The sequence below is a fragment of the Rhizobium sp. AP16 genome, assembly GCF_000281735.1.
Taxonomy (GTDB): Bacteria; Pseudomonadota; Alphaproteobacteria; order Rhizobiales; family Rhizobiaceae; genus Rhizobium; species Rhizobium rhizogenes.
Genome location: NZ_AJVM01000075.1, coordinates 65,928 through 91,728, shown reverse-complemented (window position 1 = coordinate 91,728; position 25,801 = coordinate 65,928). Strand labels below are relative to the sequence as shown.

Genomic DNA, 25,801 nt, shown 5'->3' with positions numbered 1-25,801 from the left:
TTGCACTTTCCGGCCTTCTTCGCCAGAAAGAGCGAAGAAGCAGCAAAGACGGATGAGGACCCTATGCCCGGCGATATTTCGCTTGTTGAGATCATGCAGCGTGTCGGAACCGAACTCGGCATTTCCGATTGGATCACGGTCGACCAGACAATGATCGACACCTTCGCCGACGCGACGCACGACCATCAGTTCATCCATGTCGATCCCGAGCGCGCCAAGGCGGAAACACCCTATGGCGGCACGATCGCCCACGGCTTTCTGACGCTGTCGCTGCTTTCGGCCATGAACTACAGCGCCCTGCCCAAGATCCGCGAGGAGGTCATGGGCATCAATTATGGCTTCGAAAAGATCCGCTTCATGTCGCCGGTCAAATGCGGCGCCCGCGTGCGCGGCCGTTTCGTGCTTGCCGAAACGCGGCTGCGCGGCGCCAACATGCTGATGCTTACCTATGAGGTCAGTGTCGAGATCGAGAACGAACGCAAACCTGCGCTCACCGCGACCTGGACGACCCTCTCACAATTCGACCCGAAGGATCGGCCGGAAGCGAGCTAGAACCCGGCATCCTCCGCAGCTTCGCCAAGCAGGCCGAAGGCGTAGTCGGAGAAGGACCGCCAGACTTCGACGCGGAACGTCTCCTCGTCGAGCCGCAGCAGCACGATTTCCACCTTGCCGAACAGCGTGCGCGAGCAAGCACCGATAGGAAACGCGCCAAGCGATAGATCTTGCGGGCAGCCGCCTGCAAGCGTTGCTTCCGCGCCGGGGCCGGAGACGATGATCGCCGTGTTGCGATGAGAGACATCGGTTGCCGAATGCAGCACACCGGCGGTTGCGGCAAGCGCCACAAGCTCGGTGCCGCTCTCGTCGATCACAAGCCATTCATCCGGGCCAAGCCAGAGAGCATAGCGCCCATGGCCATGCGCCGATGTCTTCGGCTTGCGCGGCAGTTTCAGCCCGAGCACCTTGGAAAGACCGGCGATCGAATCATCAGGCGCGCGCAGCGCAATGCGACTGGCTGGAACAGCCGGAGTCAGGCGAACGGTGCCGGAGCCGCCGTGGCGGCCGGCGAGCGGCAGTTTACGGGTTGCGAGATCAACCATTGATCCGGCCTCCTTCCTTGTCAAAGAACACCAGATCCGTCACCTCGACGGCGATCGTCTTGTCGGGCATCGGCACGTAAAGTGTCTTGCCCATGCGCTCGCGGCCACCGGCAACCAGCGCGAAGGCAATCGAGCGGCCGAGGTTTTCCGACCAATAGGCCGAGGTGACATGACCGAGCATGGTCATCGGCTTCTGCTCGTTCGGATCGGCAACGATCTGCGCGCCTTCCTCCAGCACCACCTTCGGATCGCGGGTGACGAGGCCGACCAACTGCTTGCGGCCTTCCTTCACCAAATCCGGCCGCTTCAGGCCGCGAATGCCGACGAAATCCGTCTTCTTCTTGGAGACGGCCCAGGAAAGCCCTGCGTCATCAGGCGTCACCGTGCCGTCCGTATCCTGGCCGACAATGATGTAGCCCTTTTCAGCGCGAAGAACGTGCATGGTCTCGGTGCCATAGGCGCAGGCGCCTAGCGGCTCGGCCCGTGCCCATACGGCTTCCAGAACCGACTGGCCGTAATCGGCCGGCACATTGATTTCGTAGCCGACTTCACCGGTAAACGAGACGCGGAACAGCCGTGCCGGCACACCGCACACCTTGCACTCGGCAACGCTCATATGCGGGAAGGCCTCGTTGGAAAGATCCTGCCCCTCGACCAGCGGCTCGATGATCTCGCGCGCCTTCGGCCCCTGCACGGCAATGACGGCCCATTGCTCGGTGGTCGACGTCAGCCACACCTTCAGATGCGGGAATTCGGTCTGCAGATAATCTTCCATATGATGCAGCACGCGCGGCGCTCCGCCGGTCGTGGTCGTCACATGGAAGCGGTCTTCGGCCAGGCGCCCGACGACACCGTCGTCATAAACGAAGCCATCCTCGCGCGTCATGATACCGTAACGGCAGCGGCCGGGCTTCAGCGTGTCCCAGGCATTGGTGTAGAGCAGGTTCAGGAACTGCGCCGCGTCCGGACCGACCACTTCGATCTTGCCGAGCGTCGAGGCGTCGAACACGCCGGCCACTTCGCGCGCCGTGCGGCATTCGCGATCGACAGCCTGATGCATGGTCTCGCCGGCGCGTGGATAGAACCATGCGCGCTTCCAGTTGCCGACATCCTCGAAGATCGCGCCATGCGCCTCTTCCCAGGCATGCATCGGCGTCTTTCGTGCGGGGTCGAAGAAGGCTCCGCGCGAATGGCTGATCAACGTGCCGTAGGTGACCGGCGTATAGGGCGCGCGGAAGGTAGTGAGACCGACCTGCGGAATATCCTTGCCAAGCATTTCGGCGGCAATCGCCAGACCGTGCATGTTGGAAAGCTTGCCCTGGTCGGAGGCCATGCCGTTGGTGGTGAAGCGCTTGATATGCTCGATCGAATGCATGCCCTCGCGCACGGCAAGCCGGATATCCTTGGCGCAGACATCGTGCTGGAAGTCGACGAAAGCCTTGGCATTGGTGTCCGGCCCCGCCCCTTCGGCAGCGCCGATCATGCCGCCGGTCCATTCGAAGGCCTGTTCGGCCTGGATCGATATCTTGCCCTCGCCCTCGGCTCCGGTGGCCTTCGCCATCAGCTCGCCGGCGGCAAGTGATTCTTCGATTGCAGCCTGCAAGCCATCGGTGCCGTTGCAGGCGCCGACAGAGAGACAATCCTGAACATAAGTGCCCGGCAGGAAACGCTGCTTCTCGGCATCGAACTTCAGCTTGCCGCGCGACTGCGAGAACAGATGCACGGAAGGCGTCCAGCCGGAGGAGACGAGCAACGCATCGATGGCGATCTTGCGCGAGCCAGAGCCGCCATTGCGCGCCACCGTCATCGAGGAAACCCGCAGCTTGCCGGCGGTGTCGATGACTGCATAGTCGCTCAGCACTTCGATGCCGAGCCGCTTGGCCTCGGCGGCAACCGCTTCGCCCGGACGCACGCGGCTATCGACGATGACGGCGATGGAGACGCCGGCGCGCTTCAGATCGAAGGCTGCCTCATAGGCAGAGTCATGCGCCGTATAGACGCCGATCTTGGCACCAACCGCGACGCCGTAATGGTTGAGATAGGTGCGGGCGGCAGATGCCAGCATGATGCCCGGACGGTCGTTGTTCGGGAACACCATGTGACGTTCGATCGCGCCGGTCGCCAGGATGACGCGCTTGGCGCGCACCTGCCACAGACGCTCGCGCGGCAGATCGCGGCCGGGCTTTGCGAGGTGATCGGTGACGCGCTCGGCAAGGCCGAAGAAATTGTGGTTGTAATAGCCGAATGCCGTCGTGCGGGTCAGCACCTCGACATTGTCCATCGACTTCAGCTTGGCGATGACGCCCTGCGCCCAGACATAGCCCTCGGTACCGTCGATCTTGACGCTGGCATCGAAGCGCAGCGCGCCGCCGGCTTCGGCCTGTTCGTCGCAGAGGATGACCTTGGCGCCGGCCTCAGCGGCGGCGAGCGCTGCCGAAAGACCGGCGACACCGGCGCCGACCACCAGCACGTCGCAATGGGCGTAGCGGCTGGCATAATGATCGGGATCCTCTTCCGTCGGTGCAACGCCGAGACCGGCGGCGCGGCGGATGAGCGGCTCGTAAATATGCTTCCAGGCCGCCTTCGGCCACATGAAGGTCTTGTAGTAGAAGCCGGCAGCGAAGAAGGATGACAGCAGATTGTTGGCGCCGCCGACGTCGAAGGCAAGCGACGGCCAGCGGTTCTGCGACTGCGCCTTCATGCCGTCGAAGACCTCCTGCACGCTGGCGCGCACATTGGGCTGGCGGCGGGCGGCATCGCGGGAAATATCGAGCAGCGCATTCGGCTCTTCGGCACCAGCCGAGAGGATGCCGCGCGGACGGTGATATTTGAACGAACGGCCGACGAGGTGAACACCATTGGCAAGCAGCGCCGAGGCGACGGTGTCACCCTCCAGCGCCGTGTAGCTTTTGCCGTCAAAGGTGAAGCGGGCGGTTCTGGCCGGCGTCAGACGCCCCTTGCCCGCAATACGATTCGCGCCGCTCATTCCGCAGATCCCTCTTTTTGTGCCGTTTGTTCTTGTGCGTTTTTATCCTGCGCCACCGGCTCATTGGCCGTCGGCAGCAATGTCGAAAGATCCGGCTTCGGCTCGCCGGCCTTGTAGGTGAGATAGAAGCGGTCGCTGACCGTGTCTCGCGCCGCATTGAAGAAGCGGCCGCAGCCATGGATATGCCGCCAGCGCTCGAAGATCAGGCCCTTCGGATTGTCGCGCAGGAAGAAATATTGCTCGAATTCCTCGTCGGAAATCCCGGCAATGTTTTCCGGCCGCACGATATGCGCGTCGCCGGCATTGCGGAATTCCAGTTCCGAACGCTCTTCCTCGCAATAGGGGCAGTAAATCAGCAGCATCGTTTTCTACCTAATGTTAAAGCTCGGAACCGGAAATATTGGTGCCGGGAGGCTGGGCGCAGAGCTGACGCCCCATGGTAATGAAGGGCGTGATCCGCACCACAAGCTCCTCCAGCGATCCATAGGGCTTCAGCACGTCGGTCATCCCCAAATTGATCATGCTCATGCCGAGCAGATCGGTGTCGAGCACGAAAGCCCTCGTTGCCTTAGGTTTCTGCTCCGGCACGAAATAGACCGCCGGCTTGTTCAGCACCTTGGCGCAGATAAGCGTTCCGCTTTCGGCAACGAAGGGCCATTCGGCTTCATCCTTCGCTTTGTGGATCACCTGCATGCGAAAATCCTCGGCCTCTGGAAAAAGATCACTGACTTCGGTCACGATCGTTCCTGCTGACAATGAAAGCCCTGCCGCAAGAAAGATCCCGACCGCCAGCATCAATGCGCCACGGCGGCAGCCGCCGCTTCGTCGATCAAGCGGCCGGTGCGGAAGCGATCCAGATTGAGCCCGGCATTGAACTTATGCGGCTCGTCGCGGGCGATCAGGTGCGCAAACAGGTTGGCCGAGCCCGGCGTCGCCTTGAACCCGCCCGTGCCCCAGCCACAGTTCACATAGAGGCCCGGCACCGGTGTCTTCGACTGGATCGCCGAACGGTCCGGCGTGTTGTCGACGATACCGCCCCAGGAGCGCATCATCTTCACGCGCCGGAACATCGGGAACAGCTCGCAGATCGCATCCAGCGTATGGGTGATGATCTGCAGGCCGCCGGTCTGGCTGTAGGAATTATACTGGTCCGTGCCGGCGCCGATGACGAGCTCGCCCTTGTCGGACTGCGAAATATAGGCATGCACCGTGTTCGACATAACGACGCAGGGGAAGATCGGCTTCAGCGGTTCGGAAACCAACGCCTGCAACGGGCTCGATTGCAGCGGCACGCGCACGCCGGCCATCTGCATGACGACCGTCGTGTGGCCAGCTGCCGAAACGCCGATCTTTTTCGCACCGATGAAGCCGCGGTTCGTGTCGACGCCGGTGACGCGTCCGTCCGGTCCGCGCTGAATGCCGGTCACTTCGCAATTCTGGATGATGTGCACGCCGCGATCGGACGCCGCGCGGGCAAAGCCCCAGGCGACCGCATCGTGACGCGCCGTGCCGCCGCGACGCTGCAGAGCCGCGCCGTTGATCGGATAGCGCGCGCTGCCGGAAATATCGAGCGGCGGACAAAAGGCCTTGGCCTGTTCCGGCGTCAGCCATTCATTGTCGATGCCGTAAAGACGGTTGGCATGGATATGCCGTTTGAAGGACTGTTGGTCATGCACATTATGCGACAGCATCATCACGCCGCGCGGCGAATACATGACGTTGTAATTGAGATCCTGAGACAGCCCCTCCCAGAGCTTCATCGAATGCTCATAGATGTGCATGCTCTCTTCATAGAGATAGTTCGAGCGGATGATGGTCGTGTTGCGGCCGGTATTGCCGCCGCCGAGCCAGCCCTTTTCGATCACCGCGACATTGGTGATGCCGTGCTCCTTGGCGAGGTAATAGGCAGCACCCAGACCATGGCCGCCACCGCCGATGATGATGACGTCATACTCCTTGCGCGGCTCCGGCGAGGTCCATTGGGCCTCCCAGCCCTTGTGAGCCCGCATCGCTTCCCGTGCCACGGCAAAAACCGAGTATTTACGCATTCGCCCTCAACTCCTTCAGGCAACAGGCCCGTTTGATCGGCCATACAAATCGCAAATCGAAAACCGACACAACGGCTCTTTTGCGACGCATTCAGCACCGGCTTTCGACACGGTTAAAAAGAATAGTCAAACGACACGGGCCGACCGCAGCCAATAGCGCGGATTGGCTCGATCGAAATCACGTCCGCAGAGGAACAAACCACAATGTTGCGTCACGCGTAAAAAGAAGACACGCGGCAAGTAGATACAACGGGGCCGTCGCAATTAGGAAAAAGAATTCCAGAGCCGTGGACTCGGTATCGCCTTTCATGCCGAAACCAACACCAATAATAAACAGCATGATGAATTGCGTGCAAAGCGTCATCCAGCGCGCCCAGTTCACTCGTTTATAAAAAACCAGCCAAACCCAGAAGATTTGAACGCAAAGCATCGCGATTTGCAAAATAGTGAAAGCGACCGGCGCTTCAGCAAACTGACTAGTCGGTTTGTCCCAGTTCACCAATTGACGGATAAAAATGAGCGCCATCGCAGCATATGTGAACCGCTCGGAATATCGAATACTGGCCGGCTTAGTCTGATCGTTCATAGTTTCCCTACCCCATGCTACTTGCGCTGCAAATGGCAAATCTTCTCCCGGCCACCATGGCCGTCTTTGCGCCAGACGCATCCTTTCTTCTGTGGCTTATGGTTGTAAAGATAGATTCTTGCCCGATGCTTGCTATCAAACCTCTGGTTTGAAAAATCGTGGCCGCCGACGCGGACATTCTTGCCGAAACGGACTTCGCCGGCGGTGACTGGTGCAAGCGTTGCGGCCAGAATGGCGCAGATAAGCGCCAGCGTCGCAGACAGTCTTCCGGCAGGAAAAACGTTCGTGAATATCATGCTGCGATTCTCCTTTGACGCACGCCGGAACTACCGGGATCGGACAACCGCGGCAGCATATGGTAACAATGTGAAGCAGGATCTTCGCACAGGCGTGTCAGTCTCGCAAAATATGACGAGACATTCCTTATTCGATAGCCGCAGCAACGCGATTAAGGTATAGCGAGCTTGTCTCGCTTGGGGCAAATTGCTTTTTCCCCTGCTAATGCACGATCCGGCTAGACTTTGACAAAGCGATCTGATATCTCGCCTAACCAATCGCAAGGCTGCGGCTGCGCGAACGTTATTTTTTTGCCTCTTGGCGCTGCCGTCGCCTCAGGCATCAACCAAACTAAAGGAACGTGATTCTCGTGCAGGTACTTGTCCGCGATAACAATGTCGACCAGGCTCTCCGCGCTCTCAAGAAGAAGATGCAGCGCGAAGGTATTTTCCGCGAAATGAAGATGCGCGACTACTACGAAAAGCCGTCGCAGAAGCGTGCTCGTGAAAAGGCTGAAGCCGTTCGTCGCGTTCGCAAGCTGGCCCGCAAGCGTGCACAGCGCGAAGGTCTGGTCGCACGGTAATCGTCGTTTTTTCGACGTTTTCAGATGCATGTTAGGCGGGGGCGAATCGTTCGCCGCCGCCTTTTTGATTTATTCTCCGTGCAAATCGGATTAAATCAGAACAGCCTGATATGACGCATGGCGAAAGCGAACCCGATAATGGCAATTACGACGTCCGACCAGTTCCGCACTTCGAACCTCACCTCCTTTGTTTCGAAGCGCGCTGCTGCCCTGCCAGCTTTGGCGCTTCTCGCTGCGATCGGCCTTTCCGGCTGCCAGACAGCCTCCACCGATACGGTGATCCGTATCGACAAGGCGCAGGGCTCCTCGGAAAACATTGCCTCGCTGACCTCGGTCATCAACGCCAATCCGCAGGATCCGGAAGGCTATAACGTTCGCGGTACCGCCTATGGCCGTGGCGGCGACTTCAGTAGGGCGCTGGCGGACTTCAACCAGGCGATCCAGCTCAATCCGAAGTTCTATCAGGCCTATGCCAACCGCGCACTCATCTACCGCAACATGGGCAAACTGCCGGAGGCCGTCGCCGACTATAGTGCCGCACTGCAGATCAACGGCAATTACGATGTCGCCTATATCGGCCGTGGTAACCTCTATCGCCAGTCCGGCCGCGACAATGATGCCTTCAACGATTATTCCAAGGCGATCAGCCTCGGCACGACGGACGGCCGCGCCTATAATGGCCGCGGCGTGATCTTGCAGAAGCGCAATCAGCAGGACAAGGCGATCGACGATTTCTCGAAGGCCATCTCGCTGTCGCCGAATTCGCCTGAGCCCTATAACAGCCGCGGCATCTCCTATCTCGCGCAGAAAGACGAAGACAACGCCTTCGCCGATTTCAACCACGCGATCGACCTCGACAACAAGGTTGCCGAATCCTGGGCCAACCAGGCGTTCGTCTACGAGCAGCGCGGCGACAAGGCCAAGGCCCGTCGTTCCTATCAGCACGCCGTCAACCTCGACCCGACCTACCAGCCGGCCAGGGACGGCTTGGCGCGTGTCGGCGCGGGCAGCTAAGATCGCGGCATATCATCGAAACAGTGGGCCGCCCGGCGATCATCCGCCCGGCGGCTTTTCTTTGCGCTGTCGAGCGCATAGTCTCGCGCCATCCCCCAACCGAACGAGACGCACGACATGCCCTCTTCGCAGAAAATCATCGTGGTCGGCGCCGGCATCATCGGTGCATCCATCGCCTGGCATCTCCAGCGCAAGGGCGCTGATGTCACCGTCATTGCCAAGAAAGCCGGCGGCGAGGCAACGCCGAACTCCTTTGCGTGGATCAATGCTAGCTGGGGCAACCCCGAATTCTATTACCGTTTCCGCCGCCGCTCGATGAGGGAATGGTCGCGCCTGGCGACTGATATTCCAGGCCTGCCGCTCTCCTGGTGCGGCGGGCTCTGCTGGGACATGCCGGAGGCGGAGCTGGAAGCCTATCTCGCGCAGCATCACGGCTGGGGTTATGACATACAGCCGGTCAACCGCACGACGAGTGCGGCCATCGAACCCAACCTTATCGATCCGCCCGACTTCGCCGTGCATGTCGCCGAGGAGGGCGCCGTCGAACCCGTGGCGGCGGCCAATCTTCTGTTGGAAGATGCCGTCCATCATGGTGCGAAGCTGTCATATGGCGCGGAGGTTACGCGACTTTTGCAGGAGAACGGCAGGATCACGGGCGTCGAAACGACGGATGGCACACTGCTTGCCGATCATGTCGTCCTTGCCACCGGCGCCGGTATTCTTCCGCTCACCGCCGCCATCGGCATCGAGGTTCCACTCGAAACGCCCCCCGGGCTGATTGCGCATTCCCGCCCTGCCCCTCGGCTGCTGAATGGCCTCGTCATGGCGCCGGAGCTGCATATGCGCCAGACGCAGGAAGGCCGGATCATCGCCGGCAGCGATTTTGGCGGAGGCGATCCCGGCGATGATCCGCGCAAGGCTGCCGAGGCGATTATCGCCAAGGTCAGAGCCATGCTGCGTGGCGGCGAGCAACTCGAACTCGATTTTTACACGATCGGCTATCGCCCGAACCCGAAGGATGGCTTTCCGATCATCGGCGGCGTCGACGGAGCGCCGGGTCTCTATCTCGCGGTCCTGCATTCCGGCGTGACGCTGGCGCCGCTCGTCGGGCTGCTTGCGGCAGAGGAGATCGCCGGCGGACATCCGGACGCGCAGCTCGCCCCATTCCGCTTGTCGCGATTTGCGAAGGCGGGCGAATGAGCTGCGCGATGATCGACGTCAAATCCACGCGGCGTGCATCGAAAGCGTCCGGCGTCACTTACGATTTAGCGACGGTGACTTTTCGTATGTTGCAACAAAATTTACCGGGCCATAACATGACGCTTTCGAGAACATGCTGCTCGGACAAAAGCATTGGGGGCGCTCGGCATGATGACTGAAACCGCTATTTCCACCTTCGCAGACGCGCTCGAACCCTATGGTGGTCCGATCGGTTGATCGCGTTATGAAAAAGCTGCATTTCCCGAGGGCTTCGATTGGAGCTTATCTGATCGCCATAGCGCTGGCGATTGCCTTGCCGATCCTTGCCTTCGTGGCACTCCTGCTGTTCCAGCTCGAAAACAACGAGCGCGACGTGTTAAAACGCGACGCGGTTCAGGACGCGCAAGCGCTGGGACGTACCATCGACCGGCAATTGCAGGATATGGCGACAACCCTGCGGCTACTCTCCTCCTCGCCGGAGTTGGAACACAACGATATCACCACCTTCTTCTACCGGACGGAGACGGTGCTGCGTACCGATTCGCTGTTCGTCCTGCTCTTCGAAAAGGACGGCCAGATGCGATTGAATACGCGATGGCCACTCAGCAGGCCGCTTGGCAAGACCGGCAATATGGCCGCCCTGCAATCGGCGCTCAATTCGGGACGCATCGAGGCGTCCGATGTCTTCATCGGATCCAACATCCACCGCTGGGTCTACAATGTCACCCTGCCGCTCGACCATTCGCCGGCCGGCGCCGCCCTGGCCATGACGCAAGACGCCAATGATCTCGCCAAGCTCGTCACGACGGATGCTCTTGCTCCTGGCTGGTCGGCCGCGGTCATTGACAGTTCCGGCCATATCGTCGCCGCCAGCGGGCCTGCCAATCTCTCTCCCGGCGATCCGTTCAACAAGGACATCCTGCCGAAACTGATCGCCTCAAGCGGCGTCTATCAGAACGAGGCGATCCTGCCGCACTCCTTGCTCGGCTATGCGCAAATCCCCGGCTGGTCCTGGAAAGCCGTCGTGTGGGGACCCGTCGCCTCTGCGCAGGCTTCGCTCATGAGCACCTGGCGCTTCCTGATCTACGGCGGCGTCACCCTGCTTCTGGTCGCGCTGATTGCCGTCTATGCCCTGGCCCGCCAAGTCCGCACCACCATACGCAGCATCGCCGACATGGCCGAACGCATGGGCCGCGGCGAGATCGTTTCGCCGGTCGAAACCAGCGTCATCGAGGCCAATCAGGTCGCCATCGCGCTGTCCAACGCCTCCTTCGATCGCAGCGAGACGGAGGACCGGCTGCATTTCGTCATGCACGAGCTCGTCCACCGCACCAAGAACCTGCTGGCGCTCGCCCAGGCGATGACCCGCCAGCTCGCCCGGCAGACAGACAGCGTCGATACCTTTCAACGCGCCGTCGCCGACCGGCTGGAGGGGCTTGCGCGTTCGATCGAAGTGCTGACCAGCGAACAATGGTCGGGCGTATCGCTGCGGCGGGTGATCGACATTCATCTCGCCACCTTCCTGCAGGCGCCGCAACAGCTCGACATCAGCGGTCAGGATTTTGTCCTGAAGCCGGAAGCCGTGCAGAATCTCGGACTGGTCCTGCATGAGCTGGCGACGAACTCGGTAAAGTACGGCGCGCTTTCCGCGCCCGAGGGCAAGATCGCTATCGAGTGGACGAATGTCGACGGCGATATCGGACCGATGATCCAGTTCACCTGGACGGAAAGCGGCGGCCCGCGCGTCAAGAAGCCAACCCTCACCGGCTTCGGCACCACCGTCACCAAGGCCCATGCGGCATCGGCCTTTGGCGGCAACGTCGAGATCGACTTCCGGCCAGAAGGCCTCGTCTGGGTGCTGAATGCCCTGCGCAGCACCATGGAACGCGAGCGGACGTGAGGCGAGCGGCTACGACATGGACCTCCATATCGACAGTCTCCGGAAATACCCGTCAAAGCCAGCACACCTTTCCTCTCCCCCAGATTGGAGAAGGCAGGCGATTTCTAATCATTCATCGCCTTGACGATCTCTTCCGTCACCTTCTTGGCGTCGCCGAGCAGCATCATCGTGCCGTCCTTGTAGAACAGCGTGTTGTCGATACCAGCATAGCCCGAGCCGAGCGAGCGCTTGACGAAGAGGCAGGTCTTGGCCTTGTCGACGTCGAGGATCGGCATGCCGTAGATCGGCGAGGTCTTGTCATCGCGCGCCGCCGGATTGGTGACGTCGTTGGCGCCGATGACATAAGCGACATCGGCCTGGGCGAGTTCCGAATTGATATCCTCAAGCTCGAACACTTCATCATAGGGAACATTGGCCTCGGCAAGCAGCACGTTCATATGGCCGGGCATGCGGCCGGCGACCGGATGGATGGCATATTTCACGTCGACACCATGCGCCTTGAGGCGATCCGCCATCTCGCGCAACGCGTGCTGGGCCTGCGCCACCGCCATGCCGTAACCCGGCACGATGATGACCTTCGAGGCATTCGCCATCAGATAGGCGGCATCCTCTGCCGAGCCGAGCTTCACCGTCTTGTCGCTGTTGTCAGTGCCTCCAGCAGACGCCTCACCGCCAAAACCGCCGAGAATGACGGAGACGAAGGAGCGGTTCATGCCCTTGCACATGATATAGGACAGGATCGCGCCCGAGGAGCCGACCAACGCGCCGGTGATGATCAGCGCCAGATTGCCGAGCGTGAAGCCGATACCCGCCGCCGCCCAGCCGGAATAGGAGTTCAGCATCGACACGACGACCGGCATGTCGGCGCCGCCGATCGGCACGATCAGCAGCACGCCAAGCGCCAGCGCCAGGACGACGATTGCCCAGAAATCGAAATGGCTCTCACTGATCGCCAGGCCCACCATGAAGAACAGGATCAGTGCCAGCAGGGCCGCATTGATAAGATGACGATAGGGCAGCAGGATCGGCTTGCCGGACATGCGGCCATCGAGCTTCAGGAAGGCGATGATCGAACCGGTGAAGGTAAGCGCGCCGATGGCGACGCCGATCGCCATTTCGATGCGTGCCTCGGTATGGATCGAGCCGATATTGCCGATGCCGAAGGAAGACGGCGTATAGAGCGCAGAAGCCGCAACCAGTACGGCCGCAAGACCGACCAGCGAATGGAAGCCGGCCACGAGCTGCGGCATCGAGGTCATGGGGATGACACGGGCGATATAGGCCCCCGCCCCGCCGCCGATGGCAAGACCCAGAACGATCAGCACCAAGCCACCGAAGGACGGCGTCGCCAGCACCAGCGTCGTGGCAATGGCGATGCCCATGCCGACCATGCCGTAGAGATTGCCGCGGCGGCTGGTGGCCGGATGCGACAGGCCGCGCAGCGCCAGAATGAACAGCACGCCGGAAACGAGATAGAGGAAGGCCGCGATATTGCTCAGCATGCCGCCCTCACTTGTCTTTTTTCTTGTACATCGCCAGCATGCGCTGGGTGACAAGGAAACCGCCGACGATATTGACCGAAACCAGCACCAGCGCCACGAAGCCGAAGCCGGTCGCAAGTCCGCTGGCGGAAATGCCGACCGCCAGAAGGGCGCCGACGACGATGACCGAGGAGATGGCGTTCGTCACCGCCATCAGCGGGGTATGCAGAGCCGGCGTCACCGACCAGACCACATAATAGCCGACGAAGATCGCAAGCACGAAGATCGCAAGCTGGAAGACGAAGGGATCGATCGCGCCGCCGGATGCGGCGCTGACGGCCTCCGGGGCCTGCGCAGCGGCAGTCCTGACCGCAGTAACGGCGTCATTCAGCTGTTGGAGCGCCTGATCCATTGCTTGGCTGGCCATTTAGACATCTCCCTTGTTGACGGTCGGCTGATCCGGGTCGACGAAATTCGGGTGCACGACTTCGCCGCCGTCGGTCAGCATCGTCGCCTTGATCAACTCGTCGGCGCGGTTGAGCCCGAGGCTCTTGGTATCCTTGTCGACCATCGTCTCCAGGAAGGTGACGAGGTTCTTGGCGTAGAGAGCGGACGCGCTCGCCGCAACGCGACCGGCCATATTGGGATAGCCGACCACCTTGACGCCTTCGACATCGGCGACAGTCCCGAACTCGGCGCCTTCGATATTGCCGCCGCGCTCGACGGCGAGGTCGACGGCGACCGCACCGGGCCGCATCGCTTTCAGCATCTCGCGGCTGACGAGCCGCGGCGCCGGGCGGCCGGGGATGAGGGCTGTGGTGATGACGATATCCTGCTTGGAAATATGTTCGGCAACCAGGGCCGCCTGCTTGGCCTGATAGGCCTGTGACATTTCCTTGGCGTAGCCGCCGGCGGTCTCCGCCGCCTTGAACTCCTCGTCCTCGACGGCGATGAATTTCGCGCCGAGCGAAGCGACCTGTTCCTTGGCCGCCGGACGAACGTCCGTCGCCGACACCTGCGCGCCGAGCCGTCGTGCCGTCGCGATCGCCTGCAGGCCGGCAACGCCCGCACCCATGACGAAGACCTTCGCCGCCGGCACCGTGCCCGCCGCCGTCATCATCATCGGCAGCGCTCGGTCATAGACCGCAGCCGCCTCGATCACCGCCTGATAACCGGCAAGATTGGCCTGTGACGACAGAACGTCCATCGACTGCGCGCGGGTAATGCGCGGCATCAGCTCCATGGCAAAGCTCGTCAGCCCTGCCTTCGCCATCTCGACCAGCGCGGCTTCGTTGCCATAGGGATCCATGATGGCGATGACGATCGCGCCGCGCTTGTAGCCGCTGATCTCCTTGGGTGTCGGCCGCCTGACCTTGAGGATGACGTCGGCCCGCTTGGCATCCTTGACCGCCCCGATACGCGCGCCGATAGCCTCGTATTCGCTATCCGGAATGCGCGACAAGGCGCCGGCGCCTGCTTCCACCACGACATCGAAGCCGAGGCTTTTCATCTTCTTCACCGTTTCGATGGATGCCGCGACACGCGTCTCATCCCCTACGGTCTCCTTGGCGACAAAAACCAGATTGCCCAACGACACCACCTCGCATCAAACGACAGCCCTGCTGGAGACAGCAGCACAACAGCCTGCGAAATCAGGCCAAGATCTCAGGGAAAGCGCGGGCCGAATGGCCCAGCGACGTTCAGCGCGCGAGAAAGGCGCCGACGATCGAAAGAACGACGAAAATGAGAAACCCGCCGAACAGGCCAGCGTGACCGAAGAAACCCGCTGTCATCGCGATCAACAGCGCGGCGATGATCGCCGATCCAACCCTGGCGACCAAAAGGAACCCGTTATAGGTTTTCTCGTGCTCCTTGTAATCCATCGGAGCACCGGTTTCGATCGGTCCGGTATGATGTTCGGCCATGCAAAGTCTCCCCTCAATCCGCTCCCCGACAAAGCTTGCAACAGCTGCCGGCTGGAGTTCGCCCTCAAAAGCTGCGGTATCTCTTGATAGGGCACCGCAGCCAGATTTCCTCTACCGAGGCGTTACACAAAGCGAGAAAAAATGCAATGCACGAGAACGTCGCAGAGGAGCGATTGGAAACCGATCGCAGTACTCCCGGCAGCCTTAGGCCAGGATATCCTGGCGCAGGGCCGGCCGATTGCGGTCGAGACCGTCTATCATCTCGCCGACCCGCGCCAGCGACACCGGCATCGAAAACACATAGCCCTGGATCACGTCGGCCAGGCCGCGCTCGTTGATGAGTGCCAATTGTTCCGGCGTCTCGACGCCTTCGACGACGATTTTCAGACCCAGAGCCCGGGAGAGATCGGCGATGCCGCACAGGAGCTTGAAACGGCGGCTGTCGCCGGTGATCTCGTGCACGAAGGAGCGATCGATCTTGACGATATCCACCGGCAGTGAATCGAGATAGCTGAGACTGGAAAAACCGGTCCCGAAATCATCGATGGCAATCGTGATGCCCTTGGCCCTGAGATCGGCGAGAATGGAGCGAACGGTGGCAACCTCGTCCATCAGGCAGCTTTCGGTCACCTCCAGATGCAGGCGTGACGGCTCCAACCCCGATGCCTCCAGCGCTTCCGTCACGACAGCGACAATGTCATTGCCGCGCAGATCCTGCGCCGAGAGATTGACCGAGACCGAGAGAGATCGAGGCCAGCCGGCGCAATCCCGGCAGGCCCGGTTGAGCATGAAGCGGGTGATGCCGGAAACGATCCCCATCTCCTCGGCGATCTGTACGAAGACATTGGGCGGGATCGACCCTTTTTCCGGATGAACCCAACGCGCCAGCGCTTCGCAGCAATCGATGTGGCCGCCGTCCGGCGTGAACATCGGCTGATAGACCGCATGCAGCTTGCCGGCCTCGATCGCCTCACGCAGATCGGTCTTCAGCTTTTGCCGCTCGATGTAGCGAGCATCCATTTCCTCTTCGAAAGCGGAGCAGCCGCCCTTCGTCCGCAACTTGGTGTCGAACAGCGCCAGATCGGCCTTGATCTGCCATTCTTCCGGACGGAACTCGCTGCTCGACATGGTCACGTAGCCGCCGCTGAAGGAGATACGAAGGCTATGATCATCCACCTCGTAGGTGCCTGCCATCGCGGCATGCAGCGCGGATATGCGCCCATCCAGATCCTCGATGCCGTCATCGTTCGGGAAGAACAGCACGAACTGGTCCCCGACCAGGCGCGCGCAAAGCGCCCTATCGCCCGCCGTCTCCCTCAGCCGCGCGGCGATAGCGACCAGCAGCCGGTCGCCGGTCACATGCCCCTTGAAATCATTGACGTGCTTGAAATCGTCGACATCGAGAACCAGAAAGCCGATCCGGCCGTCGCCAACATGCGCGGCCAGCTTCTCCTTCGTCAATTCGGCGAAGTATTCGCGGTTCGGCAGGCCGGTCAGCGGATCGAAGCGCACCATATGCAGGATCTTGCGCTCGGCCCGGATACGCGCCGTGACGTCCTCGAAGATCAGGATGACGATGCCATCGGCGCGACGGCTCGCCGAAAACTCCAGAAACAGGTCTTCGCCGAGCTCAATCAGCGTGCGCGACAGCGAGCCGTCGACAAGCTGCTCGATCTGTTGCTGGATCAAGCCCGGAAGAGAACCGTCGATGGAGGCATGGCGTACGCCATAACGCAACACGACGTCGAAATCGCAATCCCTGAGCTGCTCGGGATTCGTCAGATTCAGAAGTTCGCAAGCCTTTCGATTGACCACCAGGATGCGGTTGTCGGCATCCAGCATGAACAGGCCATGCGTCATATTGTTGAGCGCCGTGTCGAACCGATCAGCGATCAGCGATATCTCGCGCGACACTATGACGTTCTTGTAGAGAAACTCACGCAGGTTGCTCGCCATCGAACGCGTCGTCAGTCCGAAGGGCACCAGCATGATGGAAACGATTGCCATATAAGGCTGCCCCGACATCAGGCAGGCGACGATAATCGGCAGGCAGCACGCCATGGTCTGCAGGTCGATCGCCTTCTGAGAACCATAGTTGCGGCCAAGGATCGATACCATCGATCCCATGGTCACCGCGATGCAGATGAATTCCGCCAGCGGATTCTGGACGATCAGGATGGCATAACCGCTGGCAACACCGAGGATCAGCGTCGCCGCCGTCGCGCCGAGCACATAGCGCGTTTCCCAGCGCGCGATATCGGCGCGCGAAAGGACGCTCTTCTCGAGCGCGTCAAATTGCCGGAACGAATGGATGCGGAAAGCGAAGACGATGGCTAAGACAAGGCAAAAACCAAGATAGATGCCAGCGCCCGTGCTCAGGAAGACAATGCCATAGGCGAGGATATGAACGAATACCCCCGTAAGCAATGTGCCACGGTTTCCGAAAAGCGAACTGACGAACGACAAATAAACATCCGTCGGCACGATGTTCGGGTTTTGAGGCTTCATTCAGAGCTCCCCTGATGCGGCGCGAACTCTAGTTGAAACGTTTTAAAATTTGATTGCCCAGATCGCGCATATTTGGATGGATTTTCCAATCACGCGATAATTTACATCGATTTTTAGTGATATTTTGCACCACATTCGAGCAATGAATGAAGCCACGCTCTACTTGGATTATAGTTTCTTCGTCATGAGGCGCTAAAATAGAAAACAACGATCAGCAAAGCATCTTCGGTCAAATCTTGCCCGCCCGCTGCTGAATCATCATGAAAGTATCGAAAGTGTATTCGGAAAGCTGCATCCAGAGATAGGCATCTTTCTTGTAAGCAACCTGATCCTCATAGATCCGCTTGAAATAATCATTCGATTTCGAAAGGTCAGCATAAATGCCGGTGGCCGCCTGGAAGCAGGCTTCGAGAATTTCCTGGCTGAAGGGGCGCAGTGTCACGCCCTGCTGGACGATATCCTTCAGTGCCTGTGGATTTTTAACGTCATATTTGGCCAGCATGTTGGTGTTGGCAAAGGCACAGGCATCCGCGAGGATCGCCTGATAGTTTTTCGGCAGCCCGTTCCATTTTTCCAGATTGAAGAAGGCATGCACGACGGCACCGCCTTCCCACCAGCCGGGATAGTAGTAATATTTGGCGATCTTCTGGAAGCCGAGTTTCAGGTCGTCATACGGACCGACCCACTCCGCGGCATCGAGCGTGCCCTTGTCGAGCGCGTCGTAGATGTCGCTGACGGGGACGTCCTGTTGCGGCACGACGCCGATCTTCTCGATTACCTTGCCGGCCAGGCCGGCGATACGCATCTTCAGGCCCTTGAGGTCATCCAGCGTATTGATTTCCTTACGGAACCAGCCGCCCATCTGCACGCCGGTATTGCCGGCGGGCAGGCCAAGAATGCCCTGCGTGGCATAGAATTCGTTCATCAGCTTGTTGCCGTCGCCCTGGTAGAACCAGGCATTGGTGAGCCGGGCATTGAGGCCGAAGGGCAGCGCCGTGCCGATGGCGTAGGTCGGGTCCTTGTTCCAGAAATAATAGGAGCAGGTATGCGCCGCCTCGACGGTGCCGGCGCTCACGGCATCGGCCACCTGCGGGCCGGGAACGATCGCTCCGGCCTCATAGGTCTGAATGACGAAATTGCCATTGGTCGCGTCCGAAACATGCTGCGCGATATCCTCCGCGCCGCCATAGATCGTATCCAAGCTCTTCGGAAACGACGACGTCATCCGCCAGGTGATCTTGGGATATTCCTGGGCGATGGCAGGACTGGCAAGCGCTGAGGCGGCGGCACCCGCACCGACTGCTCCGGCCCGTCTGATGAACGAACGGCGATCCATTATAACCTCTCACACGGATGGCATTGCGGGAGATACATTCTCCCGATCATGGCGCAAGCGTTGGAGCTTAACCATGCCGCGTATTGTCTTTCAAGTTTGCTTTTGCACTGCATTATGGCGATTCCTGTACATCGTCACGACAAAGGGAAACAAAGCCCAGCCGCGGCCGTCCCGCGTTGCCGAATGCCTGCTCTTCGCGTAGATTTCTCGGCAAGTTGGCCCATCGCGGCATCGACACCATATTCATTCGGGGTCTCGACCAGGCCCGGCAGTTTTGCATGTTTCCGGAGCCTCGCATGTCCAGACCGATCATAGCCATTCCCGCCGACATCCGCGAATTCGACGGCGCAACCTGGCATGCGGTGCAGCAGCAATATGTCCGCGCCGCCGTCAAAGCCTCCGGCCTGATGGCGCTGATCGTCCCGGCAATGGAAGACGGCAACGATATCGACGCCATTCTCGACCGCGTCGACGGGCTGCTGGTATCCGGTTCGGCCACCAACGTGCATCCTTCGCTCTATGGCAGAGAAGCCCATGAGAGCGACGGCCCCTTCGACCCGGCCCGCGACGCCACATCCTTGCCGCTCATCCGCCGCGCTATCGAGCGCGCCATTCCCATGCTCGCCATCTGCCGCGGCATTCAGGAGCTGAACGTCGCGCTCGGCGGCACACTCGCCAGCGAAATCCAGGAACAGCCAGGCATCTGGGACCATCGCAAACCGCAAGATGTCGACCGCGACACGATGTATTCGATCCGCCAGAGCGTTTTCGTCAAGGAAGGCTCCTGCATTGCCGCTGTCGTCGGCCCCGGCGAGGTGCGCGTCAACTCGCTGCATCGTCAGGCAATCGCCGACACGGCACCACGGCTGCAGGTGGAAGCCATCGCCGAAGACGGCACGATCGAGGCCGTCTCCGTCATCGACGCCAAGGCTTTCGCCGTCGGCGTGCAATGGCATCCGGAATATTGGGCGGAAACGGATTCGCCATCGCGCAAGCTGTTTGTCGCCTTCGGCGATGCCGTGCGTGATTATGCGGCGGCCAAGGAACAGCCGATCGCCACTCCCCGCCGCCAATCTGCACTCTGATCAGCCCTTTGGCTTGACAGGGGTTTCGGGCACCGGCGTCAGCACCGCACCCTTGCCGAACCACTCGATGATGTTGTCCGCAACGAGATCGGCCATCGCGTTGCGCGTCGGCACCGAAGCGGACGCCACATGCGGCAGCAGCGAAACGTTCGGCAAGGAAAGATAACCCGCTGGAACATTCGGCTCATCATAGAAGACATCGAGGCCGGCAGCCCCGAGCGTGCCGTTTCCAAGAGCGGCGATCAGCGCGTCGTCATCCACCGACCAACCGCGCCCGACATTGATGAATACGCCCTGTGGCCCGAGTGCTGACAGGATCTCGGCGTCGATGACCTTATGCGTCTCCGCCGTTTTCGGCACGATGCTGATCAGCGTATCCACGGCCTCCGCCATCGCCTTCAGCGACGGATAATAATCATAGGCCAGTTCCGTGCGCGGCGTGCGGGTATGATAGCCGATCTTCACCTTGAACGGCTCCAGCCGCTTGGCGATCTCCTGACCGATGCGACCAAGGCCATAAATACCGACGCGCCGCCCCTTCAACGAGAAAGGCGAAAGCGGGAAAGGCCCCTCATTCGCCCAGCGGCCCTGCCGCAGCCAAGTTTCCGCCTGCGGAAACTGGCGCAGCGTGTTCAAAAGCAGCGCGATCGCCGTATCGGCCACTTCGTCGTTCAGCACATCAGGCGTATTGGTGACGACGACACCCTTTGCTGCCGCATGATTGACATCGATACCGTCATAACCGACGCCGAAATTGGCGATGACCTCGATATTCGGAAAAGCGTCGATCCAGGCCGCGTTGAAACCACCGGCGACAGCAACACCACGCACGCGCGCCGCAGTCCCGACATCGACCTGGGGGCTATCGCTACGATCGGCGGCGATAACATCGAAATGCCCGCCAAGCCTTTCGAGAACACGCGGATGTATCTTCCCCGGAACGAGGATGGCGATGCGGTTATCGGACATGGATCTTTCCTCTTGAATATGTCGTGCGGCGCTATTGGCGGGCCTGATAGGGAGATGTCGACTGGCGAATACGCATTTCCGGCTTGATAAGATGGATACCATCCGGCTCATGGCTGCCTGCCAGCCTATCCAAAAGCGCGCGTGCTGCAAGCCTTCCGACTTCCGCCTGGCCGTTCCACACCGTCGTCAGCGCCGGCGTGGCGATCGCCGCCTCCTCCAGATCGTCATAGCCGGTGACCGAAATATCCTTACCCGGCACAAGGCCGGCGCGGGAAATGCCGTTCATCAGACCAATGGCGACGAGATCGTTCCAGCAGACGGCCGCCGTCGGCTTCTGCGGCAACGACAGGAGATGCACCGCCGCCTCGAAACCGCCCTGCTTGGAACGGGCGCCGGGTATGCGCAGATCCGGATCGACCTCGATACCCGCCTTGCGCAAAGCATTGACATAACCCTGGTAACGATCACGGCCAGTCGAGGTCTGGTCGGTGCCGCCGATCATCGCGATAGTGCGGTGGCCGAGGCTGATCAGATGATTGGTGGCAAGCGAAATACCGTAGCTGTCGTCGCCGCGAAAGGTCGGCAGATCCAGCCCTTCCATCGAACGGGCGACGAGAATGGCCGGCATGCCGTTCTCCTCCGCCAGATCGAAATCCTCCGCCGGCGTGCCGATCGCCGGTGACATGATGATGCCATCGCCGCCAAGCTGCAGCAAGGTTTCGACGAAGGTCCGCTGCTTCTCGACCGAATCGTAATGGTTGGAAAGAATGAACGTATGACGGCTGCGATCGAGCTCGCTTTCGATCGCCTTGAGGATTTCGCCGTAGAACGGGTTCATGATGTCATGGACGACCACGCCGATGATCCCGGATCGTGAAGTCCTGAGACTGGCCGCGCGGCGGTTGTAGATATAACCCAGCGCCCGCGCCTGATCCTTGATCTTCTCACGCGTGTTGACCGCCACCAGCGGACTGTCGCGTAAGGCCAGGGATACGGTTGCCGTTGAAATACCCAGCGATTCCGCAATGGTAGACAGTTTTATCTTTTGCGCCATGCGCTCCCCTCCCCGTGAAACGCAGCCGAATATGCCATTCCGTCGTTTTACGATTCCGGAATTTAAAAACTTTAATTAAAAGCTTTAATCGGCCTGCGCAACTCGAATCCTCGGGAATTCTTAAAATTCCTCAGCATCCTCGTCGTGGTCGCCGATATGAAGGTTGCCCTCGATGGCCTTCAGCAGCCGCACCAGCGAACGGACGTCCTTTTCCGAAAAGCCGCGCGTGGCAAGTTCGTCGCAGGCAGCAGCCGAACTTTCGATCTCGCTGACGCTGTTGCGGCCCGCTTCGGTGAGATAGACCTTGGTCAACCGCGCGTCCTCGGCATCCGGCCGGCGCTCGAGGAAGCCCTGCGCTTCCATGCGGCCGATCGTGCGGGTCATGGTCGGCGCCTTGACGCCAAGCTTCTGCGCCAGCGTTCCCGCCGGCAGACCGTCACTGGCCGCAAGCGCGAGGATAACGCCATCCTGGCCCGCGTAGAGGCCACTGGCCGTCAGGTTGCGCGTCAGAACCGTTCGCATGGACCGCGCCGCCTGCGTCAACGCCGGCGACAAATCAGCGAGCGTGTACTCGCTGTGATCCTTCTTTTTACCCGACTTACTTTTCTTGCCGTCCTTGTGCTTCTTACCCATTGTGATTCCGTTGCTCTTTCCGCCACTGCATCATCACGTTATGACATTGCCTAGGTTACTGACATAAACAAGAGGCACACCTGCAGATGGCACAGCCTTTGCCACGTTTCGATGACAATGATAGGACGCTGGCGCCCGCAGACAGAGCAAACTGGATCGCCGTCCTGCCACTTGGCGCCCATGAGCAACATGGCCCGCATCTGCCGTTCGACACCGATACACTGATCGCCGAGGGCATCGTTTCCCATTTGAAGGCCGCCCTGCCCGCCGATTTGCCCGTCACATTCTTACCCGTGGAGCCGGTCGGCTATTCCATCGAGCACATGGATGTTGCCGGCACAAAGACGCTCGACTTCGATGAAGCCGTCAACCGCTGGCTCGGCATTGCCGAGGCCATACATCATCTCGGCATCCGAAAATTCGTCATGCTGAACGCCCATGGCGGCAACTCGCCCTTGATGACCATCGTCGCGACCGAGGCGCGCATCCGCTTCGACATGCTGGCGGTGGCGACCAGCTGGACACGCTTCGGCGTGCCGGAGGGCCTGATCGCGCCGGAGGACAAGGCCATCGACATCCACGGCGGCGACATCGAGACATCGGTGATGCTAGCGCTCCATCCGGAAATGGTCGACATGAGCAAGGCCACTGATTTCCCCTCCCGGCAGTCCGACTACACGCAGCGCTTCAAGCATCTGCGGGCCTATGGGCCGCATGCATTCGGCTGGAAGATGTCGGATCTGAGCGCTGAGGGCGTGGCCGGCAATGCAGGCGCCGCAACGGCGGAAAAGGGCGAGCGGCTGATTGCGCATGCGGTAAAGGGGCTGGTGGAGCTTTTGCGGGATGTTGATGCGTTTGATGCGGAGGCACTGACGTAAACCTCAACGGATCCGCGATCCCAAGCCTAATGTGATCTTATAACATACAAAAGCCTTTGAACTGACGCGTTCAACTCCTTATATGGAACCCGATCATTTTCCGCCCCCTTGGGGGAAATCCCATATTTCGAGGCTCCCATGACCGAAACAGCCACGCAAAAGCCCATTCCCGTCACCGTTCTCACCGGCTATCTCGGTGCCGGCAAGACGACTCTGCTGAACCGCATTCTCTCCGAAAACCACGGCAAGAAATACGCCGTCATCGTCAATGAATTCGGCGAGATCGGCATCGACAACGACCTGATCGTCGAGTCGGACGAAGAAATCTACGAGATGAACAATGGCTGCGTCTGCTGCACCGTGCGCGGCGACCTCATCCGCGTCGTCGAAGGCCTGATGCGCCGCCCCGGCCGTTTCGACGGCATCATCGTCGAGACCACCGGCCTTGCCGATCCGGTTCCGGTTGCCCAGACCTTCTTCATGGACGACGACGTCCGCGCCAAGACCGAGCTCGACGCCGTCGTTGCGCTCGTCGACGCCAAGCATCTGCCGCTGCGCCTGAAGGACAGCCGCGAGGCCGAAGACCAGATCGCCTTTGCCGACGTCGTCGTCATCAACAAGTCCGATCTCGTGTCGTCGGAAGAACTGGCGCAGATCGAGGACATCGTCCGCGCCATCAACCCGGCCGCACGCGTCTACAAGACCACCCGCTCCGGCGTCGATCTCGCCCGCGTGCTGAACCAGGGCGCCTTCAACCTCGAGCGCGCGCTGGAAAACGATCCGCACTTCCTCGATCAAAGCCATGACGATCATGTCTGCGGTCCGGATTGCGGTCATGACCATCACGACCATGATCACCATCATCATGGGCACGATCACGACCATCATCACCATGATCATGATCATCACGATCATGGCCACCACCATGCCCCGTCGCCGATCCATGACGTGACGGTGCAGTCGGTGTCGCTGCGCGGCGGCGAGATGAACCCGGACCGCTTCTTCCCGTGGATCCAGAAGGTCACGCAGACCGATGGCCCGAAGATCCTTCGCCTGAAGGGCATCATCGCCTTCAAGGGCGATCCCGAACGCTATGTCGTCCAGGGCGTGCACATGATCATCGAAGGCGACCATCAGCGTGCCTGGAAAGACGGCGAAAAGCATGAGAGCCGCCTGGTCTTCATCGGCCGCGAGCTCGACCGCGAAAAGCTGGAAAAGAGCTTCAATGCCTGCGAGGCAGCCGCCTGATGCCGACTGTCGCTCCGCTTGATATCGACGGCCACGTTCTGGCCGTCGAATTTTTAGGGGATACCCCCATCTTCGCCAGCGCCGCCGGCACGATCCATCGGCTGGAAGGCGGGGAAAAAGTAAGCGAAGCCCATCAGGGCATGCTCACCTGCATCCGCGATCCCCATAGCGACAGCCTGATCTCCGGCGGTGAAGACGGCAAGGTCCTGCGGATCGCAGCCGATGGCGGCGTGACCGTGCTTGCCGAAGCGCCGCGCAAATGGATCACCCAGCTTGCCGCCGGCCCGCAAGGCGCGGTCGCCTATGCCTACGGGAAAAGCAGCTTCGTGCGGCTTGCCGACGGCTCGACCAAGGAATTCACCGAGGAGCGCACCGTCGAAGGCCTCGCCTTCGCGCCCAAGGGCCTGCGCATCGCCGCGGCCCGCTACAACGGCGTGTCGCTGCATTGGGTCGGCATGAGCGCACAGCCGATCAATCTGGAGTGGAAGGGCGCCCATACCGGCGTCACCTTCTCGCCGGACGGCCAATTCGTCGTCACCACCATGCAGGAAAACGCCCTGCACGGCTGGAAGCTCGACAGCAAGCCGGGTGGCGAAGCACGGCACATGCGTATGACCGGCTATCCCGCCAAGGTGAAGTCGCTGTCCTGGTCCGCCAAGGGCAAGTGGCTCGCCTCCTCCGGCGCCCCGGCGGCGATCGTCTGGCCCTTCCAGAGCAAGGACGGCCCGATGGGCAAGGCGCCGCAGGAGCTCGGCACCCGCGCCAACATCATGGCGACCTCAGTCAAGTTCCATCCGGCGGAAGACATCCTGGCGATCGGCTTCATCGACGGCATGATCCTGGCGGTGCGTATCGGCGACGCCAAGGAGGCGCTCTTGCGCCGTCCCGGCAAAGGTGCGATCACCTCGATGAGCTGGAGCAAATCCGGCAAGCTGCTCGCCTTTGCCTCCGAGGCCGGCGATTGCGGCGTTGTTGATATTTCCGCCTGACGAGA

25 protein-coding genes are annotated in these 25,801 nt (G+C 60.6%); 9 read left to right on the top strand and 16 right to left on the bottom strand.

Going from position 1 to position 25,801, the window contains the following annotated elements:
* Positions 1 to 63 precede the first annotated feature (63 nt).
* On the top strand, positions 64 to 552 hold the full coding sequence (locus PMI03_RS26285; protein WP_007700957.1) for a MaoC family dehydratase: 489 nt from the start codon (positions 64 to 66) through the stop codon (positions 550 to 552).
* Here PMI03_RS26285 and PMI03_RS26280 read toward each other — a convergent pair.
* From PMI03_RS26280 to PMI03_RS26250, 7 genes are all read right to left on the bottom strand, one after another.
* The gene (locus PMI03_RS26280; RefSeq protein WP_007700954.1) at positions 549 to 1,097 is read right to left on the bottom strand and encodes a sarcosine oxidase subunit gamma; all 549 of its coding nucleotides are present in this window, start codon (positions 1,095 to 1,097) and stop codon (positions 549 to 551) included. The genes PMI03_RS26285 and PMI03_RS26280 overlap by 4 nt on opposite strands.
* Complete coding sequence (locus PMI03_RS26275) at positions 1,090 to 4,083, bottom strand: sarcosine oxidase subunit alpha (RefSeq protein ID WP_007700952.1); 2,994 nt, start codon at positions 4,081 to 4,083, stop codon at positions 1,090 to 1,092. Before PMI03_RS26275 ends, PMI03_RS26280 begins: the two co-directional genes overlap by 8 nt.
* Entirely contained in the window at positions 4,080 to 4,445 is a 366-nt protein-coding gene (locus PMI03_RS26270; protein WP_007700939.1) for a sarcosine oxidase subunit delta, read from the bottom strand. Before PMI03_RS26270 ends, PMI03_RS26275 begins: the two co-directional genes overlap by 4 nt.
* 16 nt (positions 4,446 to 4,461) lie before the next feature.
* Entirely contained in the window at positions 4,462 to 4,878 is a 417-nt protein-coding gene (locus tag PMI03_RS26265) for a hypothetical protein (protein WP_039974719.1), read from the bottom strand.
* Positions 4,878 to 6,131 (bottom strand): sarcosine oxidase subunit beta family protein, encoded by a 1,254-nt coding sequence (locus PMI03_RS26260; RefSeq protein ID WP_007700933.1) that lies wholly within the window; start codon positions 6,129 to 6,131, stop codon positions 4,878 to 4,880. The genes PMI03_RS26265 and PMI03_RS26260 overlap by 1 nt, the downstream gene beginning before the upstream one ends.
* 178 nt (positions 6,132 to 6,309) lie before the next feature.
* On the bottom strand, positions 6,310 to 6,717 hold the full coding sequence (locus PMI03_RS26255) for a hypothetical protein (RefSeq protein ID WP_007700930.1): 408 nt from the start codon (positions 6,715 to 6,717) through the stop codon (positions 6,310 to 6,312).
* A 17-nt stretch (positions 6,718 to 6,734) separates the two neighbouring features.
* The gene (locus PMI03_RS26250; protein WP_007700927.1) at positions 6,735 to 7,013 is read right to left on the bottom strand and encodes a hypothetical protein; all 279 of its coding nucleotides are present in this window, start codon (positions 7,011 to 7,013) and stop codon (positions 6,735 to 6,737) included.
* Positions 7,014 to 7,363: 350 nt separating this feature from the next.
* Here PMI03_RS26250 and rpsU point away from each other — a divergent pair, with 350 nt between their 5' ends.
* The 4 genes from rpsU (at position 7,364) to PMI03_RS26230 (ending at position 11,690) form a co-directional block, all read left to right on the top strand.
* On the top strand, positions 7,364 to 7,576 hold the full coding sequence (gene rpsU / locus PMI03_RS26245; protein ID WP_003585885.1) for a 30S ribosomal protein S21: 213 nt from the start codon (positions 7,364 to 7,366) through the stop codon (positions 7,574 to 7,576).
* Between the two features lie 138 nt (positions 7,577 to 7,714).
* Positions 7,715 to 8,590: a tetratricopeptide repeat protein gene (locus PMI03_RS26240; protein WP_039974749.1), complete on the top strand. Its 876-nt coding sequence runs from the start codon at positions 7,715 to 7,717 to the stop codon at positions 8,588 to 8,590.
* 117 nt (positions 8,591 to 8,707) lie between these two features.
* A complete protein-coding gene (locus tag PMI03_RS26235; RefSeq protein WP_007700920.1) occupies positions 8,708 to 9,790 on the top strand; it encodes an FAD-binding oxidoreductase in 1,083 nt (360 codons plus the stop codon).
* A gap of 244 nt (positions 9,791 to 10,034) precedes the next feature.
* Complete coding sequence (locus tag PMI03_RS26230) at positions 10,035 to 11,690, top strand: sensor histidine kinase (protein WP_039974715.1); 1,656 nt, start codon at positions 10,035 to 10,037, stop codon at positions 11,688 to 11,690.
* Between the two features lie 104 nt (positions 11,691 to 11,794).
* Here the strand turns inward: PMI03_RS26230 and PMI03_RS26225 are convergent, their stop codons facing one another.
* From PMI03_RS26225 to PMI03_RS26200, 6 genes are all read right to left on the bottom strand, one after another.
* Positions 11,795 to 13,189, bottom strand: coding sequence for an NAD(P)(+) transhydrogenase (Re/Si-specific) subunit beta (locus PMI03_RS26225; protein ID WP_039974747.1), 1,395 nt, complete (start codon positions 13,187 to 13,189; stop codon positions 11,795 to 11,797).
* Between the two features lie 10 nt (positions 13,190 to 13,199).
* A complete protein-coding gene (locus PMI03_RS26220; protein ID WP_007700911.1) occupies positions 13,200 to 13,598 on the bottom strand; it encodes an NAD(P) transhydrogenase subunit alpha in 399 nt (132 codons plus the stop codon).
* On the bottom strand, positions 13,599 to 14,762 hold the full coding sequence (locus tag PMI03_RS26215) for a Re/Si-specific NAD(P)(+) transhydrogenase subunit alpha (RefSeq protein WP_007700909.1): 1,164 nt from the start codon (positions 14,760 to 14,762) through the stop codon (positions 13,599 to 13,601).
* Between the two features lie 109 nt (positions 14,763 to 14,871).
* A complete protein-coding gene (locus PMI03_RS26210) occupies positions 14,872 to 15,096 on the bottom strand; it encodes an aa3-type cytochrome c oxidase subunit IV (protein WP_007700907.1) in 225 nt (74 codons plus the stop codon).
* 204 nt (positions 15,097 to 15,300) lie between these two features.
* Positions 15,301 to 17,604 carry a bifunctional diguanylate cyclase/phosphodiesterase gene (locus PMI03_RS26205; RefSeq protein WP_007700905.1) on the bottom strand — a complete coding sequence of 768 codons (2,304 nt, stop codon included), beginning with the start codon at positions 17,602 to 17,604 and terminating at the stop codon, positions 15,301 to 15,303.
* Between the two features lie 229 nt (positions 17,605 to 17,833).
* The gene (locus PMI03_RS26200; RefSeq protein ID WP_007700902.1) at positions 17,834 to 18,940 is read right to left on the bottom strand and encodes a TRAP transporter substrate-binding protein; all 1,107 of its coding nucleotides are present in this window, start codon (positions 18,938 to 18,940) and stop codon (positions 17,834 to 17,836) included.
* 296 nt (positions 18,941 to 19,236) lie between these two features.
* Here PMI03_RS26200 and PMI03_RS26195 point away from each other — a divergent pair, with 296 nt between their 5' ends.
* Positions 19,237 to 20,025: a gamma-glutamyl-gamma-aminobutyrate hydrolase family protein gene (locus tag PMI03_RS26195; RefSeq protein ID WP_007700899.1), complete on the top strand. Its 789-nt coding sequence runs from the start codon at positions 19,237 to 19,239 to the stop codon at positions 20,023 to 20,025.
* Here PMI03_RS26195 and PMI03_RS26190 read toward each other — a convergent pair whose 3' ends face one another.
* From PMI03_RS26190 to PMI03_RS26180, 3 genes are all read right to left on the bottom strand, one after another.
* Positions 20,026 to 20,994: a 2-hydroxyacid dehydrogenase gene (locus PMI03_RS26190; protein WP_007700895.1), complete on the bottom strand. Its 969-nt coding sequence runs from the start codon at positions 20,992 to 20,994 to the stop codon at positions 20,026 to 20,028. It abuts the gene before it with no gap.
* Between the two features lie 31 nt (positions 20,995 to 21,025).
* Positions 21,026 to 22,048, bottom strand: coding sequence for a LacI family DNA-binding transcriptional regulator (locus tag PMI03_RS26185; protein ID WP_007700893.1), 1,023 nt, complete (start codon positions 22,046 to 22,048; stop codon positions 21,026 to 21,028).
* A 120-nt stretch (positions 22,049 to 22,168) separates the two neighbouring features.
* Entirely contained in the window at positions 22,169 to 22,681 is a 513-nt protein-coding gene (locus PMI03_RS26180) for a MarR family winged helix-turn-helix transcriptional regulator (protein ID WP_007700891.1), read from the bottom strand.
* A gap of 86 nt (positions 22,682 to 22,767) precedes the next feature.
* Between PMI03_RS26180 and PMI03_RS26175 the strand changes: the two genes are divergently transcribed.
* From PMI03_RS26175 to PMI03_RS26165, 3 genes are all read left to right on the top strand, one after another.
* The gene (locus tag PMI03_RS26175) at positions 22,768 to 23,559 is read left to right on the top strand and encodes a creatininase family protein (protein WP_007700889.1); all 792 of its coding nucleotides are present in this window, start codon (positions 22,768 to 22,770) and stop codon (positions 23,557 to 23,559) included.
* Between the two features lie 138 nt (positions 23,560 to 23,697).
* Entirely contained in the window at positions 23,698 to 24,807 is a 1,110-nt protein-coding gene (locus tag PMI03_RS26170; protein WP_007700886.1) for a GTP-binding protein, read from the top strand.
* On the top strand, positions 24,807 to 25,796 hold the full coding sequence (locus tag PMI03_RS26165) for a WD40 repeat domain-containing protein (protein WP_007700881.1): 990 nt from the start codon (positions 24,807 to 24,809) through the stop codon (positions 25,794 to 25,796). The genes PMI03_RS26170 and PMI03_RS26165 overlap by 1 nt, the downstream gene beginning before the upstream one ends.
* Positions 25,797 to 25,801 lie beyond the last annotated feature (5 nt).

Coding starts and splice junctions, on each gene's coding strand:
- PMI03_RS26195 (WP_007700899.1), top strand. CDS start 19,237: ATGTCCAGACCGATCATAGCCATTCCCGCCGACATCCGCGAATTCGAC.
- PMI03_RS26220 (WP_007700911.1), bottom strand. CDS start 13,598: ATGGCCAGCCAAGCAATGGATCAGGCGCTCCAACAGCTGAATGACGCC.
- PMI03_RS26210 (WP_007700907.1), bottom strand. CDS start 15,096: ATGGCCGAACATCATACCGGACCGATCGAAACCGGTGCTCCGATGGAT.
- PMI03_RS26250 (WP_007700927.1), bottom strand. CDS start 7,013: ATGATATTCACGAACGTTTTTCCTGCCGGAAGACTGTCTGCGACGCTG.
- PMI03_RS26285 (WP_007700957.1), top strand. CDS start 64: ATGCCCGGCGATATTTCGCTTGTTGAGATCATGCAGCGTGTCGGAACC.
- PMI03_RS26205 (WP_007700905.1), bottom strand. CDS start 17,604: ATGAAGCCTCAAAACCCGAACATCGTGCCGACGGATGTTTATTTGTCG.
- PMI03_RS26265 (WP_039974719.1), bottom strand. CDS start 4,878: ATGCTGGCGGTCGGGATCTTTCTTGCGGCAGGGCTTTCATTGTCAGCA.
- PMI03_RS26200 (WP_007700902.1), bottom strand. CDS start 18,940: ATGGATCGCCGTTCGTTCATCAGACGGGCCGGAGCAGTCGGTGCGGGT.
- PMI03_RS26170 (WP_007700886.1), top strand. CDS start 23,698: ATGACCGAAACAGCCACGCAAAAGCCCATTCCCGTCACCGTTCTCACC.
- PMI03_RS26235 (WP_007700920.1), top strand. CDS start 8,708: ATGCCCTCTTCGCAGAAAATCATCGTGGTCGGCGCCGGCATCATCGGT.
- PMI03_RS26230 (WP_039974715.1), top strand. CDS start 10,035: ATGAAAAAGCTGCATTTCCCGAGGGCTTCGATTGGAGCTTATCTGATC.
- PMI03_RS26185 (WP_007700893.1), bottom strand. CDS start 22,048: ATGGCGCAAAAGATAAAACTGTCTACCATTGCGGAATCGCTGGGTATT.
- PMI03_RS26280 (WP_007700954.1), bottom strand. CDS start 1,097: ATGGTTGATCTCGCAACCCGTAAACTGCCGCTCGCCGGCCGCCACGGC.
- PMI03_RS26255 (WP_007700930.1), bottom strand. CDS start 6,717: ATGAACGATCAGACTAAGCCGGCCAGTATTCGATATTCCGAGCGGTTC.
- PMI03_RS26180 (WP_007700891.1), bottom strand. CDS start 22,681: ATGGGTAAGAAGCACAAGGACGGCAAGAAAAGTAAGTCGGGTAAAAAG.
- PMI03_RS26275 (WP_007700952.1), bottom strand. CDS start 4,083: ATGAGCGGCGCGAATCGTATTGCGGGCAAGGGGCGTCTGACGCCGGCC.
- PMI03_RS26165 (WP_007700881.1), top strand. CDS start 24,807: ATGCCGACTGTCGCTCCGCTTGATATCGACGGCCACGTTCTGGCCGTC.
- PMI03_RS26260 (WP_007700933.1), bottom strand. CDS start 6,131: ATGCGTAAATACTCGGTTTTTGCCGTGGCACGGGAAGCGATGCGGGCT.
- PMI03_RS26240 (WP_039974749.1), top strand. CDS start 7,715: ATGGCAATTACGACGTCCGACCAGTTCCGCACTTCGAACCTCACCTCC.
- PMI03_RS26190 (WP_007700895.1), bottom strand. CDS start 20,994: ATGTCCGATAACCGCATCGCCATCCTCGTTCCGGGGAAGATACATCCG.
- PMI03_RS26270 (WP_007700939.1), bottom strand. CDS start 4,445: ATGCTGCTGATTTACTGCCCCTATTGCGAGGAAGAGCGTTCGGAACTG.
- PMI03_RS26175 (WP_007700889.1), top strand. CDS start 22,768: ATGGCACAGCCTTTGCCACGTTTCGATGACAATGATAGGACGCTGGCG.